27 protein-coding genes, 1 other RNA gene and 1 pseudogene are annotated in these 26,949 nt (G+C 37.8%); 16 read left to right on the top strand and 13 right to left on the bottom strand.

Annotated elements, in window-relative coordinates:
- The first annotated feature begins 21 nt into the window (after positions 1–21).
- Together WJM97_RS18580 and WJM97_RS18575 are read left to right on the top strand one after the other, a co-directional pair.
- Positions 22–1,395: a cytochrome c biogenesis protein gene (locus WJM97_RS18580; protein WP_353930262.1), complete on the top strand. Its 1,374-nt coding sequence runs from the start codon at positions 22–24 to the stop codon at positions 1,393–1,395.
- Between the two features lie 79 nt (positions 1,396–1,474).
- Entirely contained in the window at positions 1,475–2,167 is a 693-nt protein-coding gene (locus WJM97_RS18575) for a serine/threonine protein kinase (protein ID WP_353930261.1), read from the top strand.
- Positions 2,168–2,229: 62 nt separating this feature from the next.
- Here WJM97_RS18575 and queF read toward each other — a convergent pair whose 3' ends face one another.
- From queF to WJM97_RS18550, 5 genes are all read right to left on the bottom strand, one after another.
- Positions 2,230–2,658: a preQ(1) synthase gene (gene queF, locus WJM97_RS18570; protein ID WP_353930260.1), complete on the bottom strand. Its 429-nt coding sequence runs from the start codon at positions 2,656–2,658 to the stop codon at positions 2,230–2,232.
- A 65-nt stretch (positions 2,659–2,723) separates the two neighbouring features.
- Positions 2,724–3,131 (bottom strand): hypothetical protein, encoded by a 408-nt coding sequence (locus WJM97_RS18565; protein WP_353930259.1) that lies wholly within the window; start codon positions 3,129–3,131, stop codon positions 2,724–2,726.
- Positions 3,132–3,285: 154 nt separating this feature from the next.
- Entirely contained in the window at positions 3,286–3,669 is a 384-nt protein-coding gene (locus WJM97_RS18560) for a hypothetical protein (protein WP_353930258.1), read from the bottom strand.
- A gap of 25 nt (positions 3,670–3,694) precedes the next feature.
- An RNA gene (ffs, locus tag WJM97_RS18555) (signal recognition particle sRNA small type) lies at positions 3,695–3,791 on the bottom strand.
- 38 nt (positions 3,792–3,829) lie between these two features.
- Positions 3,830–4,096 (bottom strand): YciI family protein, encoded by a 267-nt coding sequence (locus WJM97_RS18550; protein ID WP_353930257.1) that lies wholly within the window; start codon positions 4,094–4,096, stop codon positions 3,830–3,832.
- 88 nt (positions 4,097–4,184) lie between these two features.
- On the opposite strand from WJM97_RS18550, the gene WJM97_RS18545 reads away from it, so the two are divergent.
- Complete coding sequence (locus WJM97_RS18545; RefSeq protein ID WP_353930256.1) at positions 4,185–4,730, top strand: 2'-5' RNA ligase family protein; 546 nt, start codon at positions 4,185–4,187, stop codon at positions 4,728–4,730.
- A 4-nt stretch (positions 4,731–4,734) separates the two neighbouring features.
- Here WJM97_RS18545 and WJM97_RS18540 read toward each other — a convergent pair whose 3' ends face one another.
- The gene (locus WJM97_RS18540; protein ID WP_353930255.1) at positions 4,735–5,286 is read right to left on the bottom strand and encodes a hypothetical protein; all 552 of its coding nucleotides are present in this window, start codon (positions 5,284–5,286) and stop codon (positions 4,735–4,737) included.
- Positions 5,283–6,392 carry an ATP-binding protein gene (locus WJM97_RS18535; protein ID WP_353930254.1) on the bottom strand — a complete coding sequence of 370 codons (1,110 nt, stop codon included), beginning with the start codon at positions 6,390–6,392 and terminating at the stop codon, positions 5,283–5,285. The genes WJM97_RS18540 and WJM97_RS18535 overlap by 4 nt, the downstream gene beginning before the upstream one ends.
- 136 nt (positions 6,393–6,528) lie before the next feature.
- Here WJM97_RS18535 and glyS point away from each other — a divergent pair, with 136 nt between their 5' ends.
- From glyS to WJM97_RS18520, 3 genes are all read left to right on the top strand, one after another.
- Positions 6,529–8,679 (top strand): glycine--tRNA ligase subunit beta, encoded by a 2,151-nt coding sequence (gene glyS / locus WJM97_RS18530; protein ID WP_353930253.1) that lies wholly within the window; start codon positions 6,529–6,531, stop codon positions 8,677–8,679.
- An 80-nt stretch (positions 8,680–8,759) separates the two neighbouring features.
- Positions 8,760–10,142, top strand: coding sequence for a UDP-N-acetylmuramoyl-L-alanine--D-glutamate ligase (murD, locus tag WJM97_RS18525; RefSeq protein WP_353930252.1), 1,383 nt, complete (start codon positions 8,760–8,762; stop codon positions 10,140–10,142).
- 185 nt (positions 10,143–10,327) lie between these two features.
- Positions 10,328–10,759, top strand: coding sequence for a DUF2809 domain-containing protein (locus WJM97_RS18520; protein ID WP_353930251.1), 432 nt, complete (start codon positions 10,328–10,330; stop codon positions 10,757–10,759).
- A gap of 85 nt (positions 10,760–10,844) precedes the next feature.
- Here the strand turns inward: WJM97_RS18520 and ilvA are convergent, their stop codons facing one another.
- On the bottom strand, positions 10,845–12,356 hold the full coding sequence (gene ilvA / locus WJM97_RS18515; protein WP_353930250.1) for a threonine ammonia-lyase, biosynthetic: 1,512 nt from the start codon (positions 12,354–12,356) through the stop codon (positions 10,845–10,847).
- A gap of 149 nt (positions 12,357–12,505) precedes the next feature.
- Here ilvA and WJM97_RS18510 point away from each other — a divergent pair, with 149 nt between their 5' ends.
- Both WJM97_RS18510 and WJM97_RS18505 read left to right on the top strand, forming a co-directional pair.
- On the top strand, positions 12,506–12,805 hold the full coding sequence (locus WJM97_RS18510; protein WP_353933208.1) for a type II toxin-antitoxin system HigB family toxin: 300 nt from the start codon (positions 12,506–12,508) through the stop codon (positions 12,803–12,805).
- Positions 12,789–13,193: a transcriptional regulator gene (locus WJM97_RS18505; protein WP_353930249.1), complete on the top strand. Its 405-nt coding sequence runs from the start codon at positions 12,789–12,791 to the stop codon at positions 13,191–13,193. Before WJM97_RS18510 ends, WJM97_RS18505 begins: the two co-directional genes overlap by 17 nt.
- 29 nt (positions 13,194–13,222) lie before the next feature.
- Here the strand turns inward: WJM97_RS18505 and WJM97_RS18500 are convergent, their stop codons facing one another.
- The 4 genes from WJM97_RS18500 to WJM97_RS18485 all read right to left on the bottom strand — a co-directional run bounded on the left by WJM97_RS18500 (position 13,223) and on the right by WJM97_RS18485 (position 16,988).
- Positions 13,223–14,437, bottom strand: a complete 1,215-nt coding sequence (locus tag WJM97_RS18500; RefSeq protein WP_353930248.1) for a PIN domain-containing protein — start codon at positions 14,435–14,437, stop codon at positions 13,223–13,225.
- Between the two features lie 231 nt (positions 14,438–14,668).
- Positions 14,669–14,998 (bottom strand): ribulose bisphosphate carboxylase small subunit, encoded by a 330-nt coding sequence (locus tag WJM97_RS18495; RefSeq protein ID WP_353930247.1) that lies wholly within the window; start codon positions 14,996–14,998, stop codon positions 14,669–14,671.
- 56 nt (positions 14,999–15,054) lie between these two features.
- Entirely contained in the window at positions 15,055–15,462 is a 408-nt protein-coding gene (locus WJM97_RS18490; RefSeq protein WP_353930246.1) for a chaperonin family protein RbcX, read from the bottom strand.
- Positions 15,463–15,557: 95 nt separating this feature from the next.
- Positions 15,558–16,988 carry a form I ribulose bisphosphate carboxylase large subunit gene (locus tag WJM97_RS18485; protein ID WP_353930245.1) on the bottom strand — a complete coding sequence of 477 codons (1,431 nt, stop codon included), beginning with the start codon at positions 16,986–16,988 and terminating at the stop codon, positions 15,558–15,560.
- Positions 16,989–17,944: 956 nt separating this feature from the next.
- Here WJM97_RS18485 and WJM97_RS18480 point away from each other — a divergent pair.
- From WJM97_RS18480 to WJM97_RS18445, 8 genes and pseudogenes are all read left to right on the top strand, one after another.
- On the top strand, positions 17,945–19,018 hold the full coding sequence (locus tag WJM97_RS18480; RefSeq protein WP_353930244.1) for a two-component regulator propeller domain-containing protein: 1,074 nt from the start codon (positions 17,945–17,947) through the stop codon (positions 19,016–19,018).
- Positions 19,019–19,140: 122 nt separating this feature from the next.
- Positions 19,141–19,911, top strand: coding sequence for a 3-methyl-2-oxobutanoate hydroxymethyltransferase (gene panB / locus WJM97_RS18475; RefSeq protein ID WP_353930243.1), 771 nt, complete (start codon positions 19,141–19,143; stop codon positions 19,909–19,911).
- Between the two features lie 61 nt (positions 19,912–19,972).
- Positions 19,973–20,128 (top strand): hypothetical protein, encoded by a 156-nt coding sequence (locus tag WJM97_RS18470; protein ID WP_353930242.1) that lies wholly within the window; start codon positions 19,973–19,975, stop codon positions 20,126–20,128.
- Between the two features lie 39 nt (positions 20,129–20,167).
- Positions 20,168–21,497 (top strand): annotated as a pseudogene (locus tag WJM97_RS18465) (IS701 family transposase).
- 1,157 nt (positions 21,498–22,654) lie between these two features.
- Positions 22,655–22,864 (top strand): NAD(P)H-quinone oxidoreductase subunit L, encoded by a 210-nt coding sequence (ndhL, locus tag WJM97_RS18460; RefSeq protein ID WP_353930241.1) that lies wholly within the window; start codon positions 22,655–22,657, stop codon positions 22,862–22,864.
- Between the two features lie 27 nt (positions 22,865–22,891).
- On the top strand, positions 22,892–23,191 hold the full coding sequence (locus WJM97_RS18455; RefSeq protein WP_353930240.1) for a DUF3007 family protein: 300 nt from the start codon (positions 22,892–22,894) through the stop codon (positions 23,189–23,191).
- An 82-nt stretch (positions 23,192–23,273) separates the two neighbouring features.
- Positions 23,274–24,077 carry a tryptophan synthase subunit alpha gene (gene trpA / locus WJM97_RS18450; protein ID WP_353930239.1) on the top strand — a complete coding sequence of 268 codons (804 nt, stop codon included), beginning with the start codon at positions 23,274–23,276 and terminating at the stop codon, positions 24,075–24,077.
- 263 nt (positions 24,078–24,340) lie between these two features.
- Positions 24,341–25,000, top strand: a complete 660-nt coding sequence (locus tag WJM97_RS18445) for a heterocyst differentiation related protein (RefSeq protein ID WP_353930238.1) — start codon at positions 24,341–24,343, stop codon at positions 24,998–25,000.
- A 45-nt stretch (positions 25,001–25,045) separates the two neighbouring features.
- Here WJM97_RS18445 and WJM97_RS18440 read toward each other — a convergent pair whose 3' ends face one another.
- Positions 25,046–26,923 carry a protein kinase gene (locus WJM97_RS18440; RefSeq protein ID WP_353930237.1) on the bottom strand — a complete coding sequence of 626 codons (1,878 nt, stop codon included), beginning with the start codon at positions 26,921–26,923 and terminating at the stop codon, positions 25,046–25,048.
- Between the last annotated feature and the right edge of the window lie 26 nt (positions 26,924–26,949).

The raw sequence follows: 26,949 nt of genomic DNA, 5'->3' as shown, positions 1-26,949 counted from the left end.
CCCTGTTCCCTTCCATAAACAATGACTGTAGATAACTCAACATCCCCAAAGGTTAATTTTTTTTCACTTCCTGTTCGCTTCCTGAAACGAGAAGTTTTACCAATTCTCACTAATTTAAGGTTAGCAATTATTCTGTTATTAATTATTGCTTTATTTAGTGTCAGTGGTACGGTAATTGAACAAGGTCAATCCCCTGCTTTTTACCAAGCTAATTATCCTGAACATCCGGCTTTATTTGGTTTCCTAACTTGGAAAGTTATTCAAGTTGTAGGTTTAGATCATGTTTATAGAACTTGGTGGTTTTTAGCTTTGTTGGTTTTGTTTGGTACGAGCTTAACAGCTTGTACTTTTACCAGGCAATTACCGGCTTTAAAAGCTGCTCAGAAATGGCAATATTATGACAAGCCAAGTAAGTTTAAAAAGTTAGCTTTGAGTGCAGAATTAGATCATATTTCTCTCAATTCTATTACTCCAATTTTAACAAAAAATCGCTATAAAATATTTCAAGAACTTGAAAATAATGATATTCTCTATGCCCGTAAAGGAATAGTAGGACGGATTGGACCGATTATTGTTCACATCGGCATTGTCATGATTTTACTAGGGGGAATATGGGGAGCAATGACGGGTTTTATGGCTCAAGAAATGATTGCTTCTGGTGATACTTTCCAGGTTCAAAATATTATTGAATCTGGTGCTTGGACTTCTCAAGATGTTTTAAAAAATTGGGCTGTCAAGGTCAATAGGTTTTGGATTGATTATACTCCCAAAGGGGGAATTGATCAGTTTTATTCTGATTTATCTGTGGTGGATAATGATGGTAAAGAAATAGATCATGAACAGATTTATGTGAATAAACCTCTGCGTTATCATGGTGTGGTTTTTTATCAAACTGATTGGGGTATTTCTGGGGTTAAAGTCAAATTAAATAATAGTCCCATTTTCCAATTACCCATGGCTCTTTTAGATACTAAAGGTCAAGGAAGAATTTGGGGAACTTGGGTTCCAACTAAACCTGATTTAAGTGCAGGTGTTTCTCTGTTAGCTAAAGATTTACAAGGCATGGTATTAATATATGATGCTAAAGGTAAATTAATTAATACTGTGCGTTCGGGAATGTCTATTCCTGTAAATGGGATAAATTTAAAAGTTGTTGATATAGTAGGTAGCACTGGCTTACAAATTAAATATGACCCTGGTATTCCTATTGTTTACACTGGGTTTGCTCTATTGATGTTAGGGGTGGTGATGAGTTATTTTTCCCATTCCCAGATTTGGGTTTTACAAGTAGGGGAAAAACTTTATTTTGGTGGTAAAACTAACCGCGCTCAAGTTACATTTGAAAGAGAGGTTTTGGGAATTTTAGATCAACTGACTCAGCAAGGACAAAAATAATTTTTTCTAGGTGGTGAATAATAGTAATTGAGTGGTGTATTTTATTGATATAATGCCGCTAATAAGGTGCGTATATCCTATGGATAAATCACACATTCAGTCACTAATTACTATTATCCACGAAGAACTGGTTCCATATTTCGTTATTGAAAGCGTCCATCCTCATCACCCAATAGAAGTACGTTCTATCCCCTCTCCTTGGGAATTGCTCGGTACAGGAAACTATGCAGCGGTGGTTTATCATCCTGAATACCCGGATGTGGTGGTGAAGATGTACGCACCTGGCCGTCCTGGGTTTGAGGAGGAATTGGCAGTTTACCAGCGATTGGGTTCTCATCCTGCTTTTTCTGAGTGTTTTTATGCTCACGATGGTTTGTTAGTTTTAAGAAGATTGTTCGGTGTTACTCTTTATGACTGTTTACACCGGGGTTTGCGTATCCCTCCCAAGATCATTAAAGATATTGATCACGCTTTGGACTATGCACGCACTCGCGGACTTTACCCTCATGATGTTCATGGTAAAAATGTGATGATGTTTGAGGGTAAAGGTTTAGTGGTTGATATTTCTGATTTTCTGCAACAGGAAAAATGCTCAAAATGGGATGATCTCAAAAGAGCTTATTATTTGATATATTTGCCGATTTTTTATCGTTTAGGTTTACGAGTACCTTATTCTTTTTTAAATAAAGTTCGTAAAAGTTACCGTTTTATTAGGTCTGTTGCTGATAATTTTTCTCAATTTATGAATAAGTTAATTAAGGGAAATTCTTGAAAACATTAACATGGGAACTTATGATTTTTGAATGAGGACTTTAGTCCTCACTACTGGGGTTTTTAAAAAATAGTTTGTTCTTCTTTTCTATGTTTTACTTCCACCACGGTATGTACGTTTCCACGGGGAGTAAAATCAGTTCTGACTGTCATTTCCAAGGGTTCACAAGCTGCAACTACGTCATCTAAAATCTGATTTGCTGTTTCTTCGTGGGAAATATAGCGATCGCGGTAACTATTAATGTATAGTTTTAAAGCTTTCAATTCCACTACCTTTTGATCAGGTACATAGGAAATATAGATAGTTGCAAAATCAGGATAACCAGAAAACGGACATTTACAGGTAAATTCGGGTAAGGTAATGTCAATATTATACTTTCTACCTATGCGGGGATTGGGAAATGTAATCAGTGTTCCTTCCTCAATTTCTCGCTCTCCATATTTCATTTCTGGGTTTTGAGTCGGTACAGTCTCAGGTAAAGAATTACTCATAGGATGATGTTTGATAAAATGCAGAGATTCCTAAATTTTAACTTTTAACTTAATTAACTGCAATCTCAAAACTCAATACCGCTATTTTCCCAGTCTGGACAACTTTCATCATCCCAACCTTGGGGGTGCATTGCACAAACTAATAAATTACCACCATAAACCTGTCCATGATAATGGCTACAACCCATACAAGCAGGATTTTGTTCCGTTGTTGCTTCTACCTGATACGGAAAACCAGGATCTACATCTGATACTATATCTTCCATATCCCAGTAAATTTCCAGCAATGGTTCAGCTAGTTCTTGTAAATACTGGTCAATGTCCGCAGCAATGTTATTCTGTACCTCAAAGGTAATTTCTTCCGTCAGTTCAAAAAATGAATCTACCATATCATTAATTCCTTGGAAGAAACGCTCTACTTCATCGGCCACGGTTTCGATAATTTCAACTAAGTCTTTTTCCCACGGTTCCATAAGCTTAACTGTCTCACTGGCTATCAACAGGACGCTTATCTTCCCTGGTTATTAGTGCTAAAACAGAGCATTAGCCATACACATTAAACCAGTTTTACACAGAGCGTCATTCCCAAAAACACCAAATTAGCTAATGTTCAGAATGAAGAATTAGCTACTGATCGCGTTTTAGTTTTTTTAATTGTTCTTGTAGTTCTTGTACTTGCTGACGGAGATCAGTTACTTTCTCCTGTGGTGGTTCTTTGACAGCGGTGTCTTCTTCTACCTCTAATATTTCGATGCGACGAGGTTCAGAAGGTGCTGTTTTTTCTGAAGTTTCACCAGATGTTTGGTTCTTTTGGGCTTGTCTCATCATATCTTCTACGAAACGACGAGCTTCTTCAGTGTTCATTTCACCCTTAGCTACCATTTCATCAGCCAGCTTTTGTACTTGCGATCGCAGTTCGGCTAATTTCCCCCCAGCTTTTTCACCAGCGTAAGAAGCCAAGCCTACACCAAGGTAAAAAGCTTTTTGAACAATATCTCCAAAACCAGGCATTGCTGCAAAGCACTCCTAAAAATAGGGCGACCCGGAGACTACGCCTACCGCAAGCATCCCGTGTTGCTGCTACCTTCCGGTCCTGACAAGATTTGGGCGTTGAGATCGCATAGATCCAGGTCTAAAAGTAATCATAACATCAAATTTCTAAAATTGTGCATTATTCGACAACAATTTTCCATTCGTGTAGCTGATAATTGACACAACCGTTGGCTACTAAGGGATCTGCGGCTACTATCGCCTTTGCTTCATCCATTGATGCGGCCTCAAATAACATCATCCCTCCCCCTTTTTCTGCCCAATAACCTGTTTTGGCTTTGTGTCCTTTGTCTATTAACTCTTTTACGTAGGCTGTATGGGCTGGTACGTACTGATCAAAGATGCGTTTATCCACCATACCCGTTTCAATTTTAACAAACCAAGGCATACTAATTAGGTAGTTTAGATTTTTCCTAAAATATCATAAAAGAAATAGGTGACAGGTGACAGTAATTTGATAACTGATAACTCAATTTATGAATCGTTTTTTTATTGCTATTCTTCCACCCCAACATATTCAGGACTACGCTAACGACATTAAACAATATTTTGTTGATAATTATGATAGTCGTGGCGCTCAAAATTCTCCTCCACATATTACCCTCCAACCACCTTTTATAATGGCAGATCGGGAAATCTCAATTTTAGAAACTTTTTTGGAAAATTTCGCCAAAAATCAAAATTATTTACCTATCGAATTGGATGGTTTTGCAGCTTTTCCACCTCGTGTTATATACATGAATGTGATTAAAAATCAAGCACTTTTAACATTACAATCAAACTTAGTTAATGATGTAGAAGGTAAATTAGGAATAGTTAGTAAAGGTAGAAATAATCATTCTTTTCATCCTCATTTAACTGTAGCGCGGAGAGATTTAAAAAAGTCTGATTTTTATACAGCTTGGGATAAATTTAAAGAACGTCAGGTATATTTTGAATTTGTGGCTGAAAATATCACTTTACTGCTGCATGACGGGAAAAAGTGGAATGTGAAATCAGAGTTTTCTTTATTTACTGATTGATGAATTAATTTAATAATGGTAAAATTCTTTGTAATTCTCCACAAGCAGTTTTCAGAGAATGAGGGGCATTTTCGTTTAAATTACCTTGATAACATTGATTGACTAATTGCTCAATGTATGGTTTACAATCTGACTGCTTTTTAAATTTTGGATATTCTGTTTCCTCATCAACATTTTCATCCTGGAGATAATGTATCCAAGTTTCAATATTTCTTTTAGGAACAAAAACTGCTATAGCTTCATCAATTTGACGCTGTGGATGAGAATTTTCTTTGAGTGCATCATTTAACTGCTTGAGTCTCTCTTCTACAGTTTTTTTATCTGCATCAATTAAAACAATTAACATTCCTGCACGCTTATTTTTTTGTCTGCGATATTCTACCACTTCTTTTGCATATTTTTCTCTAACAAACTGCTCACCCGCACCTTTAGGACAAATTTCAGTGCGGATATTCCTATCTATAATAAAACCCCGCTTTTGCAAAAAATGAATTGCAAAAACCTCCTGTTGTTTATCCTCACATAAGATCACAATTTGCACTCTTTTTTGGCTCATTTTAACCATCCTCGTGCAATTAGTTCAGAAATTTTTAATCCTGCATCATCAGCTTCTTCATTACTAATTTTTCTGACTCTCACAGGTGCATTACTCTGACGTTCAAACCAATAACCAATTGGTGAAGCTAACAGGTAATTAATACATTCAGGATGATGGGAAATTAATAAAGATTGTAGTTTTTCCTCATCACAAAAATCATATAGTTGTCTTAACCAAGGTTGAATTTCTGGAAGTGCTAAAAAGTTTTCTGGTTCATCAATGCAAAGGGTATAATCTTCTGATTTAGTGCAATAGATAAGAGTATACAGAGCAATCAAAATTCTTTGTCCATCTGATAATTCACCAAATCCATATTCAATTATGTTTTTTCGATCTGAATCATTGGCGAATCTTAATTTCAGAAATGTATATTTATCTCCAGATTGTTCAAATTTAAAACTCACAAAACCATTTAAGATTTGTTTAAGTACCTGTATTAATTCTGCTACTTTGCCCTGATCTTGTGAAATGTAACGATACCAAGAGACATAATTATCCATAGCAGGATTTAATAATATTTGTTCTTGTTCACTGATTGGAGACATTATAGAGGGAATAATCCTGACGATAATAAATCGCTCCATTCTTTTTTTGAACCATGTTAACTTTGTATTATCATGCCTTGGAAGGAAGAAAGGTAATATAGATTGTGACCAATCAAAAGGATATTTTGGTCCTGCTGTATAATCATCATTAAATGTTTGTACTTCTCCCATTTCAAAATTCAATAATATTTGATTATTAAAGCTTAAATTTTCATGCCTAACATAGCTCTGTTCTTGATTGTGTTCAATTGATAATTCATATTTGTAAGTACCTCCATTACCATCAATTTCTATCTCAAACCTCTGAATTGGTAAAGTCTGCCAACGAGTGCGTGTGAAACCTTGAAAAACTCCCTCTACTTTAGATAAACCAAGGATAAAAAATTGCAACCTCCATAAAACATCAAACACAGTTGACTTACCTGAACCATTACCACCAAGAAATAAATTAATAGAATCAAAATTCAATTCAAAATTTACCAAGCACTGAAAATTATCAATATAAATACGCTTTAACATAAAAATTACCTCCTAATCAATCCCTATCATACAACGCCAATTAATGCTGATATCCCTAAGAAGTCCCATATCTTGTTCACCACAGCCTAATCACAAGGTAAACTGATGGAATTGACTGATCAACATTAGTGACCTTATGACTGCATTTTTATTAGAAGTTGGTACAGAAGAACTACCCGCAAGTTTTCTGAGTAATGCCATATTACAATGGCGATCGCGCATTCCTCAAACTCTGGAAGCTAACAGTTTACAAGCGGAAACCGTAGAAGTTTATGGAACTCCCCGACGGTTAGCGGTTCTCATCACCGGTTTACCATCCCAACAACCAGACAAAGAAGAAGAAATTAAAGGACCACCTGCACAAGCAGCATTTAAAGATGGTCAACCCACAAAAGCAGCAGAAGGTTTCGCTAAAAAACAAGGTGTAGAACTGTCAGCTTTAGAAATTCGTGCTACGGATAAAGGTGATTTTGTCTTTGTTCAGAAAAAGACACCAGGACGGCCAGTTGCAGACATTTTGACAGAACTTGTACCCCAGTGGGTTTGGAGTTTGGAAGGAAAGCGGTTAATGCGGTGGGGAAGCGGTGATGGTAGGTTTTCCCGTCCTATTCGCTGGTTAGTTGCTTTGTTAGATGGGGACGTTTTACCCTTAGAATTAAACAACGGTGAAAAGATAGTTAAGAGTGATAGAATTTCTCAAGCACATCGCGTTTTACATCCCGAATCAATCACTATTTCCCACGCAACCGAATATGTAGATAACCTCCGTTCTGGTTATGTAATTGTGAAACCAGAAGAACGGGAAAAAATTATTACAGACCAAGTTAAAACCACAGTCCAAATATTAGGCGGTTTCACAGAAATTTACCCAGACTTATTAACAGAAACTACTAATTTAGTAGAATATCCTACAGCAGTAGTTGGTAAATTTGAAGAAGAATTTCTCAAATTACCCACCGAAGTTTCGACTACAGTTATGGTGACACATCAGCGTTACTTTCCCGTTTTTAAAACTTCCCAAAATAAAGACCTGTTACCATTTTTTGTCACAGTTTCTAACGGAGATCCCACAAAATCAGATGTCATTGCTGTCGGAAATGCCAGAGTAATTAAAGCGCGGTTAGCAGATGGGAGATTTTTCTATGATGCTGATTTAGCTAAACCCTTAGAAAGCTTTTTACCCCAATTAGAAAAAGTCACATTTCAAGAAGATTTAGGTTCAGTTCGTGCCAAAGTTGAGAGAGTAGTTAATATTGCTAATCTCATCTCTCAACAACTGCAATTAGGAAATAGTGAAAGTCAAAAAATCCAACGTGCAGCTTTATTATGTAAAGCCGATTTAGTCACCCAAATGGTCTATGAATTTCCAGAATTACAAGGAATAATGGGTGAAAAATACGCACTAGCAAGTGGTGAAGATGCAGAAGTAGCAAGAGCGATTTTTGAACATTATTTACCTAGAAATGCTGATGACATTTTTCCCCAAACATTAACAGGACAAATAGTAGGTTTAGCAGATAGACTAGATACATTAATTAGTATCTTTGGTTTAGGTTTAATTCCCACAGGTTCATCAGATCCCTTTGCATTACGTCGCGCTGCTAATGCAATTATTAATATTACCTGGTTTGCGAATTTACAGATTAATTTAGAACAGCTATTAACCCAAATAGCGACAAACTTTGCATCTACATTTAACAAAAATGCCAAATCTTTGATTTCCACATTACAAGAATTTTTCTTACAAAGGATTCGCACCTTATTACAAGAAGAAAAACAGATAGATTATGACTTGGTAAATGCGGTTTTAGGAGAAAATGATCCAGAATACACAGAACGCGCATTACAGGATTTATTAGATGTACGCGATCGCGCAATTTATTTACAACAAATCCGCAACGATGGTACATTAGATAAAATCTACGAAACCGTTAACCGTTCTACCCGTTTAGCTGCACAAGGAGATTTAGACTATCAACAATTAGCACCAAAAACATTAATTAATTCCGAATTATTCCAAAAATCATCTGAATCTGCATTTTACAACGCCTTAGTAGAATTAGTCCCCCAAACCCAAACCGCACAACAAACACGCAACTATCAACTATTAATAGCCGCACTAGAAAAAATTGCCCCTACAGTCAGCAAATTCTTTGATGGTGAAGATAGCGTGTTAGTCATGGATTCCAACCCAGATATTAAGCGAAATCGTTTAAATTTGCTGGGATTATTGCGAAATCATGCCCGTGTTTTAGCCGACTTTGGGGCAATTGTCAAAAATCTGTAGCCAAAAGCAACAAAAACAGGTGTAATTTTTGCCAATAAACGTTAGGATAAAGTAGCTTAACCAGGGATACTACACAGTCTATGCCAGAAGCCTTTGTGATTGGATTGGGAAAGTCCGGTATTGCTGCGGCAAGATTGTTGAAACAGGAAGGTTGGGAGGTAGAAATAAGCGATAGTAGCACCTCCCCAAACCTCCTGGAACAACAACAACAACTTGCACAGGAACAAATTACCGTCAACTTAGGACACACACCAGACCTTGAAAATTCAGATTTACCGAAATTAATAGTTGTCAGTCCTGGTGTACCTTGGGATATTCCCATCTTACGCAAAGCAAGAGATTTAGGAATAGAAACTATCGGGGAAATGGAATTTGCATGGAGACATTTGCAAAACATTCCTTGGGTAGCAATTACAGGTACAAACGGTAAAACCACCACCACAGCTTTAACTGCTGCCATATTCCAATCTGCGGGATTTAATGCCCCTGCCTGTGGTAACATCGGTTACGCTGCTTGTGAAGTAGCTTTAGCAGCAGAAAAACCAGATTGGGTAATTGGTGAACTGAGTAGTTATCAAATAGAATCTTCAGTAACTCTTGCACCGAGAATTGGTATTTGGACAACTTTTACCCCAGATCATTTAGCCCGTCATCAAACATTAGAAAATTACTATAATATTAAAGCTAAACTGTTAAATAATTCCCAGTTGCAAATATTTAATGGTGACGATATTTATTTACACAAAATTGGTTTAAATCATTGGCCAGATGCTTATTGGACAAGTGTGAAAGGGGCAGAATTTTTAATAGGTGAAAAAGGCTTTTACATAGAAAATGGTTGGGTGATAGAAAAACTATCTGCAAATTCACAAACTCAGCAAATTGTCAAAGTTTCCGCTTTAAAAATGGTAGGAGAACATAACCTCCAAAATTTATTAGTATCAGTAGGTGCAGCAAGGTTAGCAGGAATTGAGATTGAAGCTATTTGTCGTGCAGTCAGTGAATTTCCTGGTGTTCCCCATCGCTTAGAACATATTTGTACATGGTCAGGAATTGACTTTATTAATGATAGTAAAGCCACAAATTATGATGCAGCAGAAGTTGGTTTAGCATCGGTACAAAGTCCGGCGATTTTAATAGCTGGTGGAGAAGCAAAAGCCGGAGATGATACAGCTTGGTTAAATAAAATCAAAGATAAAACTGCTGCTGTTTTGCTTATTGGTAATGCTGCAAATGCTTTTGCTCAAAGGTTAGAAGCAGTGGGATATGGTAATTTTGAAATTGTGGAAACAATGGATAAAGCTGTAATTAAGTCCGTAGAATTAGCGAAAAAATATCAAGCTTCGGTGGTGTTATTATCTCCAGCTTGTGCTAGTTTTGATCAGTATCCTAATTTTGAAATTAGGGGTGAGCATTTTCGGGAATTGTGTTTAAAGTTGATGAGGAAGAAAAGGGAGAACTAAACGCAGATACACGCAGATGGACGCAGATAAAAAAGATAAGTTAACTCTGAAGATAGATAAATTATCAATATCATTAGTGATTAAATTTGGTAGAGTCTTTCACTTCTGTAACCAAGGTTTGGTAAAAAAACCAAGCCTTTTTTATTAACGAACCGCAGAGGCGCAGAGAACGCAGAGAAGAGGATATGATTTTATTTAAAGATATTCGTTTACGGACTTTTAGTTTTTTGATTATTACTTTAATTACTGGACTTTTATACAGTAAATATCGTTATTCTGTTTCCTGGTTAAATCAAGAATTAGGAGGTATTTTTTATGTGATATTCTGGTGTTTATTTGCTTTTTTGTTTATTCCTAGTCGTCGCACAGTTTGGCAAATTCCCTTATGGGTTTTGACAATTACTTGTTTATTAGAATTTCTGCAATTATGGAAAACACCATTTTTAGATTATTTACGTTCATTTTGGTGGGGAAAAATGGTATTAGGAAACGTCTTTAATTGGGCAGACTTTCCCTATTATTTTATTGGTAGTGGTTTAGGATGGCTAGGGTTAAAAATGATATGGAATGTAAAAGATAAACATAAAAATAAGCCAGGGAATGAATTCCCTGTCTAAAAGCTAAAGTCGGTTAAAACCGACTCATAAAACATATTTCTTTCTCTGCGTTCTCTGCGTCTCTGCGTGAAAACAATCCAAATTCCTAACCCAAAAACAACTTATAAGCAGGATTTTGACTTTCATCCCAATAACGATAACCCAAAGAATCTAGAAATTCCTGCCATTCTTCCATTTCATCAGGTGGAACTTGCATTCCTACCACAATTCGTCCGTAATCTGCGCCATTATTACGATAATGAAATAAACTAATATTCCAATCAGGAGACATAGAACCGACAAATTTCATCAACGCACCAGGACGTTCAGGAAATTCAAACCGATATAATAATTCATGGTCAGCAAGTTGAGAATGTCCTCCTACCATGTGCCGTAAATGTAATTTTGTTAATTCATCATCGGTTAAATCAATTGTTTTTAAACCGTTAGTTTCAAATTTTTCAACTATTTTTGCAGCATCGGCGCGGTTTTCGATTTGCATACCGACAAAGATATGAGCTTCTTTATTATCAGCAATACGATAATTAAATTCCGTTAAATTCCTGTTACCAATACATTCACAAAATTTACGCAGACTTCCTGGTTTTTCGGGAATATTCACCGCAAAAATGGCTTCCCGACGTTCTCCAAATTCTGCTCTTTCGGCCACGAAACGCAAGCGGTCAAAGTTCATGTTAGCACCGCAAGCTACTGCAACCAGGGTTTCATCTTTGATTTTTTCTCTTTCTGCGTAGACTTTCGCACCAGCTACAGCCAATGCTCCCGCAGGTTCTAAAATAGAACGGGTATCTTCAAATACATCTTTGATGGCTGCACAGGTAGCATCGGTATCCACCAAAATAATCTCATCTACGTATTCTTGACACAAGCGGAAGGTTTCTTCCCCCACTTCTCGCACTGCTACCCCATCTGCAAACAAACCCACCTGGGATAAACGCACTCGTTGACCGGCTTTGAGAGACTGAGACATAGCATCAGAGTCTACAGGTTCAACACCAATAATTTTGATTTCTGGACGTAAGCGTTTGACGTAAGCAGCGATACCGGAAATTAAACCACCCCCACCAATAGCGACAAATATGGCGTGGATGGGTTGTTGATATTGACGGAGAATTTCCATCCCAATAGTTCCCTGTCCAGCGATGACATCCGGGTCATCAAAGGGATGTATAAATGTTAACCCTTTTTCTGCTGCTAATTTACGGGCGTGGGCATAAGCGTCATCATAGGCATTTCCATATAAAATCACTTCTCCCCCTCTGGCTTTGACGGCGTTGATTTTTACCTGGGGTGTAATTACGGGCATAACAATAATGGCTTTTGTTCCCAATCGGCTGGCTGCTAAGGCTACACCTTGGGCATGATTTCCCGCTGAGGAGGCGATGACACCTTGTTTGAGTAAGTCTGGGGGTAGGTTGACCATTTTGTTATATGCACCCCGCAGTTTGAAGGAGAAGACTGACTGCATATCTTCCCGTTTGAGGAGGAGTTTGTTTTTGATGCGGTGGGAGAGGTTGGGGGCGTATTCCAGTGGTGTTTCTTGGGCTACATCATAAACGCGGGCTGTAAGGATTTGTACCAGGTAGTCGCAAAACATGGGCTATAGATGCAATGTTGGGTTGGATTGTTAATTTTACCGTTTGTTGGGTGTTTGGTAGCGATCGCACTGCATCTAATTTTGAGACCATGCTATTATTGAACGGGTCGTTAAAACTATTGACTGTAAAAGTTAAAATCACAGGTTTAATGCACGTCATCAGTCGGAAAAAGCTCAGAAAATATTGTCAACAACACGCAGATAGTTGTGAAGCTCTTGATGACTGGTATTTTACTGCTAGTAAAGCTGAGTGGGCTAATTTAATAGAGGTACAGTCTGTTTATCCCAAAGCTGAAGCTGTTGGTAATTTTACAGTTTTCAATATTAAAGGCAATAAATACCGTTTAATTGCTAGTATTAACTATGAGAGCCAAGTAATCTATATTAAATATGTCTTAACTCATGCAGAATATGACAAAAACTACTGGAAAAATGACCCTCACTTTTGATTCAGAAGTTTATAGTAAATTACTGTCTCAGTATCAACCGCGAGTTATTAAAACTGAGGAAGAAAACGAGCATTTTTTAGCAGTGGTGGAAGATTTACTTTCTCGCTCTGATTTGACACCAGAAGAAAAGACACTTTTAGAATTATTGGTAAGACTAATTGAAGATTTTGAAAATCAACATTATCAGATAAATGCTTCTACTCCTCATTCTAGGATTTTGCATTTATTGGAAGCGCAGGATTTAGAATTAGGTGATTTAGTTCCTATTTTTGGTTCGAGTGAGTTGGTTTCTCAGGTAATTAATGGTGAGATGGAAGTGACAAGAGAACAAGCTGAGATGTTAGGTAAATTTTTTCATGTTGATGCAAGTTTGTTTTTTGCTGGTTAGGGGAATTGCTTTTTAGTGGCTATAAGGAGTTAAAGAGACACTACTCCTAGATATGCCATCTGTTCTTTATACATATTTTGTAATGTACTTATTTTATTCATCTCGGATTGAACTCCTTCAAGTGCTTCTATAAAAGATTGTAAGCCTTGGTTATTAAATTTAGTTTTCACCATATCCATTGAACTAAGCAAATCCTTTTGTTGCTCTTTAAGCGAGTTGTATGCTTGATCAAGTTCTCGCAATTTTATTTGCAAATTTTCTTTTTGTAATCTTGTTTGATATGCTTGAGCAAAGTTTTGGTAAGCTATCAATGACTCAGATTCTAAATTCTGTTCTCTAATTTCTCTAGCTTCCTCAATTACTTCTGGTTGTTCTGTAAGTTCCAAAAACTTCTGAGCATAATCTAAAAATCTATCAGCAGAATACATATAGAATTTCACTCCAGCTTCAGTTAGCATTTCTTGTACTAACTCTGGTCTGGGACTGATAATTTTTCTGTTATTTTTTAGCCACCAATCTTCCTTCTCTTCATCTGTAACAAAAATAATTGGTTTTTTCTCAGATTTTGCATAGTCAATTAATTGCAACCAAAGTATAGCATCACCATAAATATCTGGCACTGATTTATTCTTGTCATCTTTATCTTTATATCCTGGCGGTATTAAGTATTGAAATCTTTCTTCAGCCAACTTATAAATATCTAATGGATTGGGGTATGGATTACCAATTCTACCATCTAAGATTTTATCTAAAAATATATCCTCTTTGAAAAGATCAGGATGCTTATCTCTCAAATCCTTTACATCATCTTTAACAGATTCAATTATTTCTTTTATTGACTCTTTAATTTTAGTTTTAATATCTACTGATATTTTATTTACTTCAATAGTAGAATGTTTTCTATAATTTTGCTCAAAGTTATCAATGTCTTTATTTAAATTACCTATTTTTTCTATTTTTAAATTATCTTCCAAGATTTTGACTATTTTGTCATAAGCACTTGACTGACTAGATATAACAGTTTCGCGGTTTTTATGAAACTCATAACCAACTTGATGGGGTATCCAAATTCTTTCCTGAAGTTTTTTCAGAATATCAAATAATCTCTCTCTGCTTTTAGGGGAGTAACGATAGATATGTAGTAAAACATTCGTATCAAAGGAAAAAATACACTCTTTCCATAGTTCATTAAACTCTTGATCTGTGGGTTGATAATAGCCAGGGAATAAATCACGCATATTCATTTTTTGTTAAATTCCTCAGAGGTGATGAAAGTTTTGTGATAATCCATACAAGGATAACACACAAGATATTTATTTTCCATCCTCCAAATCCTTAAATCCTGGATATCCTGATATACGCCACGCTACGCTATCAGACAAGCATCAAATAAATAATCAATCAATTTATATAAAAAAAGAGAGATAGAACACTCTACCTCTCCCAAGAATAAATTATTTAACCAAATTTAGATATTAGTATCTGCTGGGTTTGTGAACGATGAAGCTTAAAACTTGGCACTGTTTGATGTTGTCAAAACCAACAACACGGATGTAGCAGTTGCTGTACTGAGAACGGCAAGATTGAACTTCACTTAAAACTTCTTGAGTAGACTTAGCACCAAACAAAGGTAGCTTCCACATTGTCCAGAACAACTCAGTAGGTTCAGAAGTTTCATTGAACTCAACTGCTGGAATGTAACCTTGACTCAGAATGTACTGAACTTGTTTAGCGATTTGCGCGTCAGATAAGGGGGGAAGGTAAGAGAGGGTTTCGTAACGACGCTCTTTTGGTAAAGTTTGCATGGCTGTTTAGTAAGTGGTTATTTTTTACTACTTGGTTTCCGGCAGTTACGCCTATCCTAACTAGATAAATTATCTAAATCAGGATCTGAGATAGTCTGCTGTTCAGTGTTTGGGCTGGGACTGGATAAATTTAATTGCGTAATACGTTCAAGATGCTGGCGACGCTGTTCCATATTTGCCTGCTGAATGCCAGTACGCACCATTTCCGGTAAAAATTCTGTCACCTCTACCGCAATATGTTCCCTGACAGTCATAATCCGTAAAGCCAAATCTGACTTGACTAGAAACAGTTCCTCTATATATGCTTCTCCGTCTTGGATTTTTCCAGCAGAAAAGTTTTGCAACCAATGTGCTAAAGGAGGATTCGTTTCGCCTAGCTGTGCTAAAACAGTTATAAGTGCCTGATAAGTCAGATAACTTTGCAAAGTTCTAGCTGTATCTTTCGCAATTTGCTTTATGTTCATGCCCGACCCCAGCCCTCACTAAGTTAAAAGTCAAAAGTTAAAATTAAGAAAATTTATTTCCTTTTATCTTTCAACTTTTAACTTCTAACTCATCATCAGACGGTATCCATTGCTTCAAACTCGAACTTGATTTCTTTCCACAGTTCGCAAGCAACAGCCAACTCAGGAGACCACTTAGCCGCTTCGCGGATAATGTCGTTACCTTCACGAGCCAAGTTGCGGCCTTCGTTACGAGCTTGAACACAAGCTTCTAGAGCTACACGGTTAGCGGTTGCACCAGGAGCGTTACCCCAGGGGTGACCAAGTGTACCACCACCAAACTGTAGTACGGAGTCATCACCAAAGATTTCTAGAAGTGCGGGCATATGCCATACGTGGATACCACCAGAAGCAACTGCCATTACACCAGGCATAGAAGCCCAATCTTGGGTGAAGTAGATACCGCGAGACTTGTCTTGCTCAACGTAGTTTTCACGTAACAAGTCAACGAAGCCCATGGTGATACCGCGTTCACCTTCTAATTTACCTACAACTGTACCAGTGTGAATGTGGTCACCACCAGACATACGGAGGGTTTTAGCTAATACACGGAAGTGAATACCGTGGTTCTTCTGACGGTCAATAACGGCGTGCATAGCACGGTGAATGTGTAGCAAAATACCGTTCTTACGACACCAATGAGCCAAAGTGGTGTTAGCTGTGAAACCTGCGGTCAGGTAGTCGTGCATGATGATGGGCATTTTGAGTTCTTTAGCGTACTCAGCCCTTTCCAGCATTTGTTCACAGGTAGGCGCGGTTACGTTTAAGTAGTGACCTTTGATTTCGCCGGTTTCTGCTTGTGCTTTGTGGATTGCTTCTGCTACGAACAAGAAGCGATCGCGCCATCTTTGGAATGGTGCAGAGTTGATGTTTTCGTCGTCTTTGGTGAAGTCCAAACCACCACGTAAACATTCGTAAACAGCACGTCCGTAGTTTTTAGCAGATAGACCTAATTTGGGCTTAATTGTACAACCCAACAAAGGACGACCATACTTGTTCAATTTGTCGCGCTCAACTTGAATACCGTGAGGAGGTCCTTGGAAGGTTTTCAAGTAAGCTACGGGAATCCGTAAATCTTCTAAACGTAATGCACGTAAAGCTTTGAAACCGAATACGTTACCTACAATAGAGGTCAACATATTGGTTACAGAACCTTCCTCAAACAAGTCCAGAGGATAAGCCACGTAGCAAATATATTGGTTATCTTCACCAGCAACTTGCTCGATGTCATAACAACGACCTTTGTAGCGGTCTAGGTCGGTCAACAAGTCTGTCCATACAGTTGTCCAAGTACCTGTAGAAGACTCAGCAGCTACAGCAGCACCAGCTTCTTCGGGTGGAACTCCAGGCTGAGGAGTCATCCGGAATGCGGCAAGAATATCTGTATCTTTAGGTGTGTAATCAGGTGTGTAATAAGTAAGTCTGTAATCTTTAACCCCAGCTTGATACCCAGATTTGCTCTGAGTCGAAGTTTGCGCGTAAGACATATTTTCCTTCCAAGAAGTCACTCGTTCTACTATCAAATCACGTTATGTGCAACTTCTTACCAACCTTTTTCTTTCTCATTTTCTCATCAAAAGTATAAGAAAAACTTATGTCAAGAGGCGGGCTTAGGTAGAGGTGGCTTTGTCAGTGCATAAGAATTTATGTTGTAGCAATAATTTACTACACCATATTTTTCTATATAAAGGCGCACTGTGAGGCGCGTTTTTTTATTCTCTGTTCCCGAATACAAAGTATTTTCTATCTCTTATGCTGACCCTAGTAAACCTGATTATTTTGAGGTAGACTTCAGAATTTATAAGTATTCTAGAAAGTTAACCCTTAAAATCGGAACAATATGGGCTTTTAGGCTATCTAGCTTATTTCCCCTTACTTAATCTCCCCGATATCTTGCCCCAACTAGAGAAAAATATATGGAAGAATTTTCCTTTACTGCGGTTTAGCTCCAAGGTAAGCGTCGGATAAAAAATCGCACATAACGCAATTTGTAACTTGTCTCACAATATATCAATATTTGGATAAGTTATCCTTTGAAAGTTTTTAACTTTTATATTTGAATTTCTTATTAAAGAAAGATTTTAACTTTTTGTGAAGATAGCTTTACAAACTGTATAAATCATGTATTTAAACTATCTGGGAAAATACTAATACTTATGGGTGAAAGGGAAAGGAAAAAGGGAATCATAAACCTTAACAATCAATTGATATACTAATCTCTTTAGCTACTGCTATAAATGTAAACATTAATCGTGGCAATAAAAAAATACCTACTCAGGGAGCAGCTTTCAGCTAATAGCAGTCAGCAGTCACCAGTAAAACCCTTTTGGTGTCAGGATTTGTGATTGAGATTTATACCTCATTTACCTGCATACAATATGCCGTAATTAATCTCTAGCCATTGTGGTTAAAAGTTCTTAGTTAATGGAAAGGATATAAAACAGTGGTAATATTTCGGACACGCATTCGTTTATTCATCATATCTATTCTACTGGGGTTAATAGCTGTACCCAGTCTGCAAACATCCACATTAGGGCAAAATAGCTCCACTCAAAAATCAACAGCGACTTACCCAGTTGCACCACCTCCTAATAGAGTAGATCCCCTACCAGATGACAGAGATGTATTAGAAAGACAAGCCGAAACCGATTATAGAATTAGTAACTTATTAAAAGACTTCACTGGTAACTTATGGGTAGCATCTTGGCGGGGTTTATCCCGTATTGACCCCAACACAGGTAATATTATTGCCCGTGTCAGTTTACCAAATTTGAAAATAGACGCATTAGCTCAAGATAAAGTTGGTCGTTTATGGGTAGGAAACTATCAAGGTCTAACTAGAGTAGATCCACGGACGAATGAAATTACTGCCCAGAATCTATTACTACCTTCTAAAAGAGTATTATCACTGTTAATAGATAAAAGAGGTTATTTGTGGACAGGTACTGATGCGGGTTTAGTTTTAGTCAGTCCCGATGAAGGATTGATTATGACCACTGTTAAAAATTTACCTGGTGTCAGTGGTAACGCCATGACTTTAGATGCAGATGGTCATTTATGGGTAGGGACTTTAGATGGACTGGTGAGGGTAAATACTGCCAGTGCATTAGTTATAAAGAGGATAGATAATTTACCAGGGGGAACAGTACAGGCTTTAGCTATTAGCCCCGAAGGATTAATATGGGCAGGAATGCCGAATCAATTATTGGTAGTGAACCCGAAAACTGGAATTGTCATGCGTTCTGTAACTCCCTTACGTGGTAAAAATGTCACTTCTGTCAGTTTCGCTGAAGATGGTAGTGTTTGGGTTGGTACTAGCAATGGTTTGTTAAGATTAAATCCCAGCACAGGAGCTTTATTAGATCAAGTTGCAGGTTTACCTTCTAGTCGGGTACTAACTATTGCTCCAGATGTGGGTAATAAATTATGGGTGGGAACTAGCGAAGGTTTAGCTTGGTTAATGCCTACAATGGATCAAGCAAGACCTCATTTTGGTTTTGGTCGCAGTGTAAAGTAGGGAATAGGTGACTGGTGATTGGTGACTGGTGACTGGTGATTGGGAAAATACAAATAATTTCTCCCTGCATCCTCTACCTTCTTGAACTCCTAGAACTCCTAGAACTCCTTCTAAAATTCCTTATGGCAATTACTACCCAGCAATTAATACAATGGAAACAGCAGGGGAAGCCGATTGTGGCTTTGACTGGTTGGGATTATGCGATCGCTCAACTTTTAGATACTGCTGGTGTAGATTTAATTTTAGTTGGTGATTCTTTGGCGGTTGTACTGGGATATGAGACGACTTTACCAATTACTTTAGATGAAATGGTTCATCATGCCAAAGCGGTGCGTCGTGGTGTAAGTAGGGCTTTGGTGGTGGTAGATTTACCGTTTTTATCCTATCAAGAGAGTATTTCCCAAGCGATGCACTCAGCTGGAAGAATTCTTAAAGAAACGGGCGCACAGGCGGTAAAATTGGAAGGTGGTTATCCGGCAATGATTGAAACGGTATCTCGGTTGGTGCAAGCGGGTATTCCGGTTATGGGTCATGTGGGTTTAACACCGCAGTCAATTCATCAACTGGGTTTAAGACAACAGGGGAAAACGCAGGTAGATCAACAGAGAATTTTAAATGAGGCGATCGCCTTAGAACAAGCAGGTGTATTTTCTCTGGTTTTAGAACATATACCTGCTAATTTGGCATCAGAAATTACTCACAAGTTGCGTATTCCTACTATTGGTATTGGTGCAGGTTCAGAGTGCGATGGTCAGGTTTTAGTTACTTCTGATATTTTGGGGCTATCGGAGAAACAGCCGCCGTTTGCTAAGGTTTATACTAATTTACGAGAACAAATTACTAAAGCAGTACAGAGTTACAGTTTAGATGTGCGTGAAGGTAAGTTTCTGTAACTGCCCAGGTAGGAATGTGAAGAATGTTCCCATCAGGGAAGAAATATCGTAGTGTTCAAGAATGAGTCCAGAAGAAAAAGATCAAAAAATAGAGCGGCTAGAGCAAGAAAATCAAGCAGTTTTCCAGAATCTGTCACAGCACCAGTACAGTATGGAGCAAGAATTAGAGCAGTTACAGCTTATCCCGCTTCTGTCACTTTCCGAGTATCATGAATAAAAGAATCAGAACATAAAACTCTACAAAGCAGGTGGAGCAATGGATGTAGAACTACAAATCCTGAAACATTTAGCAAGAGATGCCCAGCCCACAGTGGCAATAATAGATGAATATTGTGCCAATTATAAAGACCTGTTTAAAGAAGTAAGAAATTATGAGTGCTTCAAATATTTGCACTTGGGAATAATTTCACCAATCAAAAGAAAATCATTACCAGAAATAGCGAAAGTCGTGAGTATAAACTCGGCACAATCATTACATCATTTTATTGCTAATTCAGATTGGTCAGTAAATAAATTAAAGAGCCGAAGATTAAATAAAATTAAGAAAGTATTGGATGGAAAAGCAATTACAGTAGTGATAGATGAAACAGGAGACAGAAAAAAAGGAAAGAAGACAGATTATGTCGCTAGACAATATCTAGGAAGTGTGGGAAAAGTAGATCATGGGATAGTTTCAATTAATGCTTATGGAGTTTATTCTCATATAACCTTTCCATTAATTGTCAAAGTATTCAAACCTCAAGGAACGCTAAAAGAAGAAGATAAATATCAAACTAAAATAGAATTGGCATCAGCAATCATGATAGAATTAATTGAAGAAGGCTTTAATATTGAATTGGTATTGGCAGATAGTTTATATGGTGAAAGTAGTGAATTTATTAGAAAATTAGATGAACATAAATTAGCGTATGTTGTGGCAATTAGAAATAATCATGGAGCCTGGTTGCCTTCAGAACAAAGGGTTAGGGCGAATAAGTGGTGTAAATTTGAAAGAACATTTAGTAATCAAAAATCAGAAACCAGATATATTAGGGAAATAATTTATAGTAAAAAAAGAGCGATAACTTACTGGGAAATAACAACTGACCCAGAAACAATGCTTGATAATTCTACCTCCTTTTTGATGACAAATCTTCAAGGGAATCTGAAAAAAACTTTAGGTGACCTCTATGGATTAAGAACATGGGTAGAATATGGTTTTCGCCAGTGTAAACAGGAATTAGGTTGGACAGATTATCGGTTTACTAATTTTAAGGATATTGAGAGGTGGTGGGAAATTATTTTTTGTGTTTACACAATGATTAGTTTAAATGCTCCGGCTTTCTTGTCCTTAGACCAATCTCGTCAAACTCAACCTAATGTACAACAAAGTAATTCCGTTGATTTTTCTAAACATCAACAATGGAATCATGAAAGTGGATGGAAGAATGTTCTCAATAATCTGCGCTTAATTGTTCAACCTCTCTTACTATTTTGGTTGATTTATCCGTGGCTTGATATTTTTCCCAATTCCGATTTATTGCTTGGATTCAATCATCTTCATTGATGCAATGAATGGATTTAAACCCTTTTATGCTTCTGGGTAAAAAAGTTTATTTACTACTTTATTCATCTGGAAAGTGACAAAACAGGGATAAGCAGAAGATTTTTTTGTTAGCATCTAATTAAATATTCTTGCCAATACCCAATCAAAAAAGCTGCTACCCCATTTCTGAATAAATATCATCGGCTTCGCAAATTTGCCGCCAAAGTAAAGGGTTTTGGAACGTTTGCACGGATAGCTTTAATAATCAAAATTAGGCTGTTTTTGTCCGTAGAATAAATATTGATTCTAGAAACTCTATTCAATTTTTCGGCTTTTGTTAATATCAAACCTTCCAAATCAAACCTTCCAAAAACTTCGTGAAAGCCCTTGAGAGAGTATTGTAAAACTGAGCCGACTATTATTATAAAAAACTAGGTAGAAAGCATATTCTCACTACCTACCAATTTTTTAATTTTTAGACGTTTGATGGGGGTGGGGGGACTTGAACCCCCACGACTGTTTAAGGTCAACGGATTTTCATTCTCCTGTAGTTTTCACTACTACCTAGTTGTATCTACAACTTTAGGTTTTAAGAATTGGACTCTCCCTTTACCCTCGTCTTTACGTTAGGGTAGCTCCCGTCGAGTCTCTGCACCTTCCCTGATTATACGGTTTGCGATGATTAATCTCGGTTTCAGAACCAAAATCAAATTCCCAAACCTAAATCTCTGGGCTTGGCTCAGGATTGCCATATCTGTTTTTTTAAATTACAGATTTAGGTTTCCCTGAGTTTGAGAGCTTCCACTTGAAAGATTTCTCGATCAAGGCTCAACTTTTTAAGTCCGTAGCGTCTACCATTCCGCCACACCCCCAGAGGGTTTTGATGTTTAGAGATTCAGAAAATCTCTTTCGTCACCTTACCATTAAGTGCGTAAGTTTTGCAAGTAGTTTTGAACGTTTTTCTTTGATAAGATTTTGTTCTCAACTGCTACTTTTTCACGCCAGAATCCATAATAGCTGTTTTTTAAAATTTTGCCAAGTATCTTGGAAAATTTTTTTTCTTTCCGGCTAAAAACCTTGATCATAGCGAAGACACAGCTAATCACTGAGAACAACTAAAGTAATTCCTTATTTCCTAATACTTTTCTTAGTTGACGGGTTGAGCCTATTATGGAAGATAGATGCACCAAATAGTCTTCTCAAATTCAACAAAGAATTATGGTTGTAGCACTACTGTATTTAAGTTTAGCCGGAGCTTATCTCCTGGTCATACCAATGGTTGTGATGCTTTATATGAAATTGCGGTGGTATTCAGCTAGTTCTATAGAGCGTGGGTTCATGTACTTTTTGGTGTTCTTCTTCTTTCCGGGTTTGTTGCTGCTCTCCCCAATAGCAAATCTGAGACCTCGACCCAGAAAGATTGTTTAGTTGATATATTGGTAGGTCATAATTCTCATGCGACGCATTGATGCACTCGGAATTGCTTTGGGCATTTTTTTGGCTGGTGGTTTGGCTTATCTAGGATTACAGCTAGTTGGTTTAAACAGTCAAGATGCTGGAATTTGGAGTCAGTTTTTACTGGTTGTTGGTTTAATAGGTTGGTTAGCCACATATCTTTTCCGTGCAGGGAATAAAAAAATGACCTACCACCAACAACGGGAAGAATACGAAAAAGCTTTTCTACAAAAGCGACTAGATGAACTAAGTCCTGAAGAATTAGCGAAAATACAAGCTGAAATTGAATCCGAAAATTAGGTGATAGGTGATAGGTGACAGCAAGAAGTTTACCAATTACCAATTACCAGTTACCAATTACCAATTACCTGATAACTGACTAATGACTGCAATTTCTCGTTGTTTTGAAATTTTACGACGGAATCATGAGTGCGCTCTGATTCCGTTTATTACTGCTGGTGATCCTGATTTAGAAACTACAGCTAAGGCTTTACAAGTTCTAGATCGTTCTGGTGCGGATATTATTGAACTTGGTGTTCCCTATTCTGACCCTCTGGCTGATGGGCCTGTGATTCAAGCTGCTGCTACCCGTGCTTTACAAAGGGGTACAACCTTGGATCAGGTTTTGGCAATGGTAAAAGATATTACTCCAACTTTAAAAGCCCCAATAATTTTGTTTACTTATTACAACCCCATTATGCACAGGGGGATAGATAAGTTTTTGGGGCAAATTAAAGATGCTGGTGTGGCTGGGTTAGTAGTGCCTGATTTGCCTTTAGAAGAGGCAGCAGGGTTGTTAAAACCAGCCAGTGAGATGGGTATTGATTTAGTGCTATTAGTAGCACCAACCAGTTCTGCGGAGCGAATAGAGGCGATCGCCAGAGCTTCCCAAGGATTTATCTATTTAGTGAGTGTGACCGGTGTGACAGGAATGCGATCGCAAATGGAAAGTCGTGTTTCCGATTTACTCACACAAATTCGTAGCGTCACAGATAAACCCATTGGCGTTGGCTTTGGTATTGCCGATCTCCAGCAAGCACGACAAGTAAAAGAATGGGGCGCGGATGCAGCAATTGTCGGTAGTGCCATTGTTAAGCGTTTAGCAGAAGGAACACCAGAACAAGGACTCTCGGCGATCGCCCAATTTTGCCAAAATCTCAAAGAAACAATCAAAACACCCTCTTGATGATTTGGGAAAATTAGATTAAAAAGTATAACAGCGTAGTTTTTTTATCATTCAATAGTGGACAATTGGACTGATATAGTCTTGAATAGGGACAGCACATACCAGGCCATAGTCAACTAAAAAAACTACCTGATATATTTGCTTATAGTTTTAGTCTTATGAAAATTAAAATTGGGCGACAAATTATGAGTGTGAGAGTAAGTGTGAAATTGCGCCGATCAAAATTAAGTAAAGCTTCAGTCCTAGTTGAGGGGTAAAAGATTATGAGTGAAAGTATGGCATTTATCGGTGGAGTTGCGGTAGCTGGTCTGGCTGCTCTTCTTTTGTTAAAAGGAACAAACACAGCCGTACAACAACCTAACTTTGCGGTTGCCCCACAAATGCCAGGTACGGTTGTAGCACCCCAGGTAATGCAGCCATCAATGCAATACCCTCCTAACTATGGGCAACCAGTATATTCTAATGTTCAACCAATTGCACCTAATAACGACCAAGCTTTGCAAATGCAAAAGTTTGAGATGGAGATGCAGAAGTTGAAAACAGATAATGAACAATTGCGCTTGCAAAACCAACAACTCCAAGGTCAAATGCAAAATATTGCCACTCAAAAGCAGTGGGAATTAGCCCAAGTACAAAACCAACAAAAATTAGCACCAGCACCATTAGAGCAAAAATCCTGGTTGGATTCACCTATACTTTGGGCTGTAGGTGGTGCAACATTAACCATCGGTGGTGGTGTAGTTGTAGCTGGAGTTTTATCTTTATTTGCTCCCAAACAACGTCCTACCCGTACCGTACAGGTAATTCATCCTTATAACGGACAAACACCGCCTTTAGCGACAATGCGAAGAGCAGAATTTTTACCTTCCTCTCGCTCAGAAGCTAGACGAGTAGAAACAGCAGAATACGACGAACTACGGTAATGGGTAATTGGTAATGGGAAAGAAAGTATTTCCATTACCTTGTTTTTAGTTGTTACTATCATCTTTTTCTGTCTGGGTAGATGCTTTAGTAGTTGTAGGTTGGTCTGGAGCAGTTTTTGGATCTTCTTTAGGTAGAACCTGTTTAGAAGCATTTTTAGCAGCTTCTTGAAACAAAGGCTGTAACTTATCTTGCCAATATTTAATATCAGGTAATTTTTCAGGTTGATCTCGATAGGCTAAAACCTGATCCCATTGACCATTATCAATAGCTTTATTAATCTCATTAGCTAATGCTTCCGCTTTTTCCCAATCTGCTTGCCATTGGTTCACAATTTCCACCGTTTCTTTGATCCCAGAAGCAGCATTTTTAGGAATAGTTCTTAACTGAGCGATCGCCCCTGGTAAATCTCCTGATTCAAATTTCTGACGTGCTTTTTCGACAATTTTCTGCTGATCTTCATTTACAGATTCAGCCGTAGATGGCTCAGACTTTTCCGGTTGAGGAGTAACAGCAATAGGTGTTGGTTTAGGAACAGGACGAGAAGCTATTAAAGAACCGTCATCTACAGTTTGGATAGAAACTCCTTGATTTCGTAAACAAGAAATCCATTGTTGATTATTGGTAATTACATCAGAATGGGCCCAAGCAGAACGTCCCGATTTAAGTTTTAATCCTACCCAACCTCTTTTTGTGCGCTGACCAGTAACTTGAAAATCACTAGCATCACCCAGAGTTTTGAGAATACTATCAGAATTAATCGCACTTGGTTCAGAACGAATATTAGAATTAGGTGCTACTATTGCCGCACAAGCCTTCGCTGAAGTACGATCTTTCCCCATCCAATTAGCGGTTAAATTCTTAAAATTGGGATATAAATTGGTAACTAAAGCTGCTGCACCACCAGCCAAAAATAAACCAATAATCAAAGGTAAAGGATCTGATTTACTCTGATTGTGATTTCTTTGAGTAGGCCGATTAACCACAGGATTAGCAGGTGCTACGGCTACAGTAGGCTGTGATAAAAATTGAGAAGTAGTTTTGGGTGGCTTGTAGCCGACTTGTTGAGGAGATTGGGGCGCAACAGAAAAAGTAGAATTCATATTTACAAACTCTCTACAAGTCTGTAGTGCTTCCGTCGCTGTTTGATAACGATCTTTAAAATGATAACGTACCATCTTAGTCAGAATTTCTGCCAAGTGGTTATTGACAGGTTTAAAATGTTGCCAGAGAATTTCTCCCGTGTTGGGATCTTCGGGAAATTGACTAGCAGATATTCCTGTTAAAGCTTGAATAGCAATAATTCCCAGAGAATAAATATCGCTGTTGGGACGGGGTTTACCTTGTCCTTGTTCTGTTGGCATATAGCCCGGAGTACCAATAGCCACAGTAGCGGTAGGATGTGCGCCTACAGATACCAGAGGCGATCTTAATTGTTTGACAGCCCCAAAATCTACCAAAACTAACTTATAATCAGCAGTACGACGGATAATATTATCTGGTTTAATATCGCGGTGAATGACACCTTGTTGATGGACAAACTCTAAAACACCTAGCACTTCCAGCAACAACTGCATAACTTGGTTTTGACTCCAAGGCTGGCCAGGGATGAGTTCTTCACTAATAGTGTGTCCGTCAATGTATTCTTGAACTAGGAAAAATTCTTGATTTTCGTCAAAATAAGCCAATAGTCTAGGTACTTGGTCATGATTACCCAATCTTTCTAGAGTTTCCGCTTCATTATTGAATAGACGTTTAGCAGTTTCAAAGATTTTTGGATCAGTGCTGACGGGTTTGAGATGCTTGACAACACAAATGGGATTACCAGGCCGCCTAGTATCTTCAGCAATATAAGTTTGACCAAATCCTCCCGTTGCCAAAACTCTGATAACTTGATATCGGTGATCTAGTAGTTTGCCTATCATGTTCTCTCCCCAGTTTTAACACTTAC

Origin of the sequence: Okeanomitos corallinicola TIOX110 (assembly GCF_038050375.1) — a bacterium.
Taxonomy (GTDB): Bacteria; Cyanobacteriota; Cyanobacteriia; order Cyanobacteriales; family Nostocaceae; genus Okeanomitos; species Okeanomitos corallinicola.
This window is presented reverse-complemented; position numbering and strand designations above follow the sequence as displayed.

Coding starts and splice junctions, on each gene's coding strand:
- glyS (WP_353930253.1), top strand. CDS start 6,529: ATGACTGCATTTTTATTAGAAGTTGGTACAGAAGAACTACCCGCAAGT.
- murD (WP_353930252.1), top strand. CDS start 8,760: ATGCCAGAAGCCTTTGTGATTGGATTGGGAAAGTCCGGTATTGCTGCG.
- panB (WP_353930243.1), top strand. CDS start 19,141: ATGGCAATTACTACCCAGCAATTAATACAATGGAAACAGCAGGGGAAG.
- WJM97_RS18580 (WP_353930262.1), top strand. CDS start 22: ATGACTGTAGATAACTCAACATCCCCAAAGGTTAATTTTTTTTCACTT.
- WJM97_RS18575 (WP_353930261.1), top strand. CDS start 1,475: ATGGATAAATCACACATTCAGTCACTAATTACTATTATCCACGAAGAA.
- ilvA (WP_353930250.1), bottom strand. CDS start 12,356: ATGTTTTGCGACTACCTGGTACAAATCCTTACAGCCCGCGTTTATGAT.
- WJM97_RS18495 (WP_353930247.1), bottom strand. CDS start 14,998: ATGCAAACTTTACCAAAAGAGCGTCGTTACGAAACCCTCTCTTACCTT.
- WJM97_RS18565 (WP_353930259.1), bottom strand. CDS start 3,131: ATGGAACCGTGGGAAAAAGACTTAGTTGAAATTATCGAAACCGTGGCC.
- WJM97_RS18560 (WP_353930258.1), bottom strand. CDS start 3,669: ATGCCTGGTTTTGGAGATATTGTTCAAAAAGCTTTTTACCTTGGTGTA.
- WJM97_RS18550 (WP_353930257.1), bottom strand. CDS start 4,096: ATGCCTTGGTTTGTTAAAATTGAAACGGGTATGGTGGATAAACGCATC.
- WJM97_RS18545 (WP_353930256.1), top strand. CDS start 4,185: ATGAATCGTTTTTTTATTGCTATTCTTCCACCCCAACATATTCAGGAC.
- WJM97_RS18510 (WP_353933208.1), top strand. CDS start 12,506: ATGCACGTCATCAGTCGGAAAAAGCTCAGAAAATATTGTCAACAACAC.
- trpA (WP_353930239.1), top strand. CDS start 23,274: ATGACTGCAATTTCTCGTTGTTTTGAAATTTTACGACGGAATCATGAG.
- WJM97_RS18540 (WP_353930255.1), bottom strand. CDS start 5,286: ATGAGCCAAAAAAGAGTGCAAATTGTGATCTTATGTGAGGATAAACAA.
- WJM97_RS18445 (WP_353930238.1), top strand. CDS start 24,341: ATGAGTGAAAGTATGGCATTTATCGGTGGAGTTGCGGTAGCTGGTCTG.
- WJM97_RS18505 (WP_353930249.1), top strand. CDS start 12,789: ATGACCCTCACTTTTGATTCAGAAGTTTATAGTAAATTACTGTCTCAG.
- WJM97_RS18500 (WP_353930248.1), bottom strand. CDS start 14,437: ATGAATATGCGTGATTTATTCCCTGGCTATTATCAACCCACAGATCAA.
- WJM97_RS18440 (WP_353930237.1), bottom strand. CDS start 26,923: ATGATAGGCAAACTACTAGATCACCGATATCAAGTTATCAGAGTTTTG.
- queF (WP_353930260.1), bottom strand. CDS start 2,658: ATGAGTAATTCTTTACCTGAGACTGTACCGACTCAAAACCCAGAAATG.
- ndhL (WP_353930241.1), top strand. CDS start 22,655: ATGGTTGTAGCACTACTGTATTTAAGTTTAGCCGGAGCTTATCTCCTG.
- WJM97_RS18455 (WP_353930240.1), top strand. CDS start 22,892: ATGCGACGCATTGATGCACTCGGAATTGCTTTGGGCATTTTTTTGGCT.
- WJM97_RS18470 (WP_353930242.1), top strand. CDS start 19,973: ATGAGTCCAGAAGAAAAAGATCAAAAAATAGAGCGGCTAGAGCAAGAA.
- WJM97_RS18490 (WP_353930246.1), bottom strand. CDS start 15,462: ATGAACATAAAGCAAATTGCGAAAGATACAGCTAGAACTTTGCAAAGT.
- WJM97_RS18535 (WP_353930254.1), bottom strand. CDS start 6,392: ATGTTAAAGCGTATTTATATTGATAATTTTCAGTGCTTGGTAAATTTT.
- WJM97_RS18485 (WP_353930245.1), bottom strand. CDS start 16,988: ATGTCTTACGCGCAAACTTCGACTCAGAGCAAATCTGGGTATCAAGCT.
- WJM97_RS18520 (WP_353930251.1), top strand. CDS start 10,328: ATGATTTTATTTAAAGATATTCGTTTACGGACTTTTAGTTTTTTGATT.